Origin of the sequence: Vibrio sp. 10N.261.51.A4 (assembly GCF_041471945.1) — a bacterium.
GTDB lineage: Bacteria > Pseudomonadota > Gammaproteobacteria > Enterobacterales > Vibrionaceae > Vibrio > Vibrio crassostreae_C.
The window spans coordinates 1-4,926 of the sequence record NZ_JBFRPJ010000113.1; the positions used below are offsets into that span (position 1 = coordinate 1).

Consider the following 4,926-nt stretch of genomic DNA (forward strand, 5'->3'; position numbering starts at 1 on the left):
AAAGTATGCTCCCGCCCTGGATAAAGCCCCACGCGATTGACACGTGGGGCTCGGTGTTTCAGCTCAGCGTTGAGCGATTAACTCAGATTACCGTCAATATCCAACTGCTTAAGCTGAGCCTTTCTTAATATTACGGCTCTCTGACTGCACGGTTTTGTACATTTTGGAAAGCTGCTTATTGTTAGCGCGTTGCTCTGCAAGAGAAGCGCCGTTTCTTGCTTGCTCTCTCAGTAGCTTTTGATAGTTAGTAAATCGTCTTTCAGACAGTTCACCACTCTCAATGGCAGCCCTTATCTTGCATCCCGGCTCTGATTCATGATGACAATCAGAGAAGCGGCAGTGCATTGCTAACTCTTCGACGTCTGAAAAAGTTTCACTCACGCCTTCAGCGCAGTCTGCAAGTTGTAGCTCTCGCATTCCTGGAGTGTCGAGAAGCAAGCCACCTGATGCGAGCAAGTGGAGTGATCGTGATGTGGTTGTATGACGACCTTTACTGTCGTCTTCACGAATACCACCAGTTGCCTGCGATGCTTCACCTAGCAATGAGTTAACCAAAGTCGACTTACCCACACCAGAAGAGCCCATTAGCGCGACGGTCTTGCCGATTTTACACCAAGGTGAAAGTACTTGGGTTGAGTCTTGATCTAGGCTGTTGACCGCTTCGATCATGAGCATCGGGTCTAAGCTTTGTACCTGTTGTACTTTGTCTTCGTAGTCGTCACACAAGTCTTTCTTCGTCAGGACGATAACCGCTTCAACTTGTGCTTCATTTGCGAGTGCCAGGTAGCGTTCAATGCGACTCAGATTAAAGTCGTTGTTCAATGAAACCACGATAAACACTGTGTCGATATTGGCTGAAATATATTGTTCAGCCACACGACTGCCCGCAGCTTTTCGGCTAAAGAGCGATTGGCGTTCTAGTAAGCGATCGAATTGCAGTTCAGAGTTCAATATTACCCAGTCGCCAACGGTCATTGCCGGTTGGTTTTGGTGGATGGGTAGAACAATTTCACCTTGCTCTGACGCTAATGTATAGCCATTGCGGTGATGTGCGACGATACGAGCAATGACGGAGTGATCATAGTCTTCGAGTGTCAGTTGTTGTTGGAATACAGGTTGCCATCCAAGTTGTTGAAGTGACATTGGATGAGAAAATGCGTTTTGTGAATTCATGTCTATTTACCCAGACGTGCGATCTTTCTTTTCTTGTGAGAGCATTAAAGTCTTATGAGAGCATTAACGTCTTGTAAGATCTCAGGTTGTCGATGAGATCGAAAAGCGTTGGTCAGTTCAAAAAGCGTCGAGACGTCAAAAATGTTTGAGCTTGGGTCGAATTCAAAATCGATAGGACCCCGGATTTGAGTCATGCTTTACAGGCATGCAGATATTGATCACTTACGATCAACAGTAAACCGGGTAAAAGTGTGCGGTAGCCAGCTGATGGCTTAATGTTGGTAGTTCGAGATTAAAGTTTGATTAACCAAACAAATTAACGCGTTACTTTTACTGCCAGTTTTAGTGTTTTCATTACAATCATCTTCTATTCTCCTTGGTTTATTAATGTGTTCAGGCTTTGAATAAAAAGCGCGCTCAGTTTAACAAAAAGCCACGATGGCGAGAAGTCATCGTGGCTTAAATTATTTTATCAATTGTGAATACGATTAATGATGGTCGTGGTTCATCTTTTTCATGCCGCTCATCACTTTCTTCACTGGTGCGTCGAAGGTCTGTGTTTCACCATTGGCAAAGGTCAGTATCATCTCGATTTGCTCACCTTCTTTTAGGCTACTTTTTAGGTCGAACAACATGATGTGTAGGCTGCCAGGTTTAAGTACCGCTTCACCGTTTGCAGGGATGGTGATTTCTTGAACTTGGCGCATTTTCATAACATCGCCATCAATGATTACATCATGAAGTTCTACTTTACCTGCTGCAGGTGTTGTTGCAGAAACAATAGCGCGATCTTTATCGCTGTGGTTTATCAGAGTCGTGAACACCGCGCTGTTCACTGCTGAAGGCGGGGTTGCACGAGCGTACGCGTCATGAACCATAATATCGCTACTAGCCTGAGCAAAAGGGGTTAGCAATAAGCCTGCTAGAGCAAGTGCTTTTAACTTCATGTTGTTGTCCTTAATTTTTATGTTTTTGGTCTGGGACCTGACTTTTTGTTCGAACTTTATTAGTTAAGTTCTTTGTTTTTACGTTTTACTGCGTCAGCTTGTTGATAGCCTCAACAATTGGTGCTGGCGTTAACGTATGCGGCACTTTGGTAATCAAGGTACCGTCGGGCTTTAAAAAATAAAAATATGAGCTGTGGTCTAGGGTGTATTCCAACTCTGAACCTTCAAGCTTGGTCTTTCTGAAAATAACGCCGTAGTTATGAGCCAGAGTCGTTGTGACATCCAATGGACCACTTAGTCCTTCCATCATCGGGTGGAAGTATTGCGCGTATTCATACGAGGCTTCAGCGGCATCACGTTCAGGATCGAGAGAAACAAACATTGGGCGAATCTTGGCTTTTGCTTCATCAGAAACTTGGTTAAGTGCTCCGGCCAACATAGCCAAAGAAGTGGGGCATACATCCGGGCAACGTGTGAAACCGAAGTAAACGATACGAATTCTGTCATCGGTTTGGTCAAAGATTTCCGTTGGTTGGTTGTCTTTGCCGAAAAGAGTCGTTGCGGAGAACTCTTGTTTTGCAGCGTGTTGTTCTTGAACTTCGTTTTGCCCATCAAGATAGCTTTTGACACCAAAGCCAAGTACAAAAGCGACAACCAATGCTAACGACCAATTTCTACTCATCTTGCCATCCTTATTGTAGGTTTTACGGTTTCAACACCATCGGTGAGCTCACCAAGCCAAGTCATGTGATCCATGGTACACACGGGTAAAATGACATCACCTTCATAGATGTTGTTACCAGTATTTTTTAATTGGAAACGTGCTGAGCCCATTTCCATCTCTAAACCGGTCAGCGATAGCATCAAGGTTTCAGAGGCCGCGCCTTCCCACACCACTTTGATTTTTGTTGGGACTAGAGGTTGAGCTGTTTCATGCTCAAGGGTCATAGCAACGCTGTCTTGCTCACACGATGTTGTTGAAAGCATGCAGTAGTCATCTAAGTTGACGTCAGGAGAGTGGCTCTCTACTACCGATTTAAATTGCTCGACTGCCTGTGGTCCATAAAAGCCAGCGACCAGCGCAATACCGAGCGCAGCAACCTTTAATGCTGGGTGCATGTCGTGTTCTCATTTGATTTTATAAGAACGGCGATGGTATCACACCACTCAATACGTGCTTGTATCAAAAAGCAATTTTGTGCGTATGGTAGAACTAAAAAAGCGAAGCCATTGGCTTCGCTTTTGTCTGTTTAATAGATATGTGAGCTTAGTATTTCTAAGTTCTATCCATTCTGAACATGTTCCAGAAATACGTTGAATGATTAGTCAGCGTTACGCTCTGCGAACTTCTCCAGGCCTAAAACCAATGCAATCGCAGCAAACATCATCACAATCGCCATGACCAACTGAGAAGGCTGAGAGGTTACCGCTTCAAAATCAAACGGTGATAGGTTTTCTTGAATCAGAGGAACTTGTTCACCTTTTGAGTTTGTGCGCCAGCTGATGGTCTCTTTCCAAGGCCAGATCTTAGGCAGCGTACCGATCATCAAACCGGTTAAGAATACCAATGTGAAGTCGCGGAATGAACGCAATAGCCAAGACAGTACATGTGAGAAAGTCAGCAGTCCGATCACACAGCCCGCAAGGAATAGCGCAAGTACATCGACTTGAAATGATTTAACGGCGCCAAGCACGGGGCCATACATGCCAATCAGGAGCAGAATAAAGCTGCCTGAAATACCGGGTAAAATCATCGCGCAGATAGCAATCGCACCCGCAATCAATACGTTGATGCTGGTTGGCTCCATTTGCAGCGGCTTAAGCACGGTAATGCTATAAGCGAAAGCAACGCCAAGCAGCAAAAACACGAAGCGAATCATATCGCGTTTCTCTACTTGCTTAAGAATATGGAAAACCGAGACCAAGATCAGGCCGAAGAAGAAAGACCACAGTGGAACAGGGTGGGTGATTAATAACCAAGAAATCAATTTTGCGAATGTCGCAATGCTCGTGAATACGCCCGCGAACAGTGAAATTAGGAAGAAACCATTGATGTGATTAAACGCGGCTTTGAAGCCTTCGAGTTTCCATAAGCCAAGTACGCTAGGGTTAATTCTGCGAATGCTTTCTAGCAGCGTATCGTAGATACCAGTGATGAATGCGATGGTTCCGCCCGACACGCCAGGTACAACGTCTGCTGCGCCCATTGCCATGCCTTTGAAAAAAGTACTTAAGTAGTTCATTGCTTCATAGAGTTGAGGATGATTTTGTGCAGTATACAAACTTTAGTGTAAAAAAAGTATGAATATGCTTTTGGGGAAGGGCTTTTATTACTCTATTAATTGTAAGGCAATAAGTTGAAGTGAATATTTGCCTAACATTTAGATAACAACCACTTAGTGATTTGTCATTAAGAGCAGAGATGAAACTGATCCCTTATCGATATTGCATCTTGGTTGCAATATGCAAATGCACTTTGCAATTCGCATGACAAATTCATGGTTTTTATGCGGTGCAGGGCTTATAAAACGTCGAATAAAAGTTGGCACGCTAACTGCATTATATACATTGACCCTTCTTAAGCCGAGGGTCACCTAGCCAACTGACGTTGTTAGTGAACTTATGATTTGTTCACAAATATATAGAGCCAATCGCGATTATTGCGGTTGGCTATTTTTTGCCTGTCGTTTGGTGATCGTCTTTTTACTTTTCCCATTCCTACATTTTTAGGTTCTAAACTTCAGATGAAAAAAAAGCCAGCCACCATCGGTGACTAGCTTAAACTTTTCTCGAATCTCGAATCTCG

5 protein-coding genes are annotated in these 4,926 nt (G+C 44.0%); all 5 read right to left on the bottom strand.

Going from position 1 to position 4,926, the window contains the following annotated elements; genetic code table 11:
- Positions 1–108 precede the first annotated feature (108 nt).
- The 5 genes from rsgA to AB4384_RS21885 all read right to left on the bottom strand — a co-directional run bounded on the left by rsgA (position 109) and on the right by AB4384_RS21885 (position 4,363).
- Positions 109–1,173: a ribosome small subunit-dependent GTPase A gene (gene rsgA / locus AB4384_RS21865; protein WP_372130115.1), complete on the bottom strand. Its 1,065-nt coding sequence runs from the start codon at positions 1,171–1,173 to the stop codon at positions 109–111.
- Between the two features lie 488 nt (positions 1,174–1,661).
- Positions 1,662–2,120: a copper chaperone PCu(A)C gene (locus tag AB4384_RS21870; RefSeq protein ID WP_017064234.1), complete on the bottom strand. Its 459-nt coding sequence runs from the start codon at positions 2,118–2,120 to the stop codon at positions 1,662–1,664.
- A gap of 85 nt (positions 2,121–2,205) precedes the next feature.
- Positions 2,206–2,802 (bottom strand): SCO family protein, encoded by a 597-nt coding sequence (locus tag AB4384_RS21875; RefSeq protein ID WP_004732104.1) that lies wholly within the window; start codon positions 2,800–2,802, stop codon positions 2,206–2,208.
- Positions 2,799–3,239 carry a hypothetical protein gene (locus AB4384_RS21880; RefSeq protein WP_372130116.1) on the bottom strand — a complete coding sequence of 147 codons (441 nt, stop codon included), beginning with the start codon at positions 3,237–3,239 and terminating at the stop codon, positions 2,799–2,801. The genes AB4384_RS21875 and AB4384_RS21880 overlap by 4 nt, the downstream gene beginning before the upstream one ends.
- Before the next feature lie 203 nt (positions 3,240–3,442).
- A complete protein-coding gene (locus AB4384_RS21885) occupies positions 3,443–4,363 on the bottom strand; it encodes a DUF368 domain-containing protein (protein WP_372130117.1) in 921 nt (306 codons plus the stop codon).
- Between the last annotated feature and the right edge of the window lie 563 nt (positions 4,364–4,926).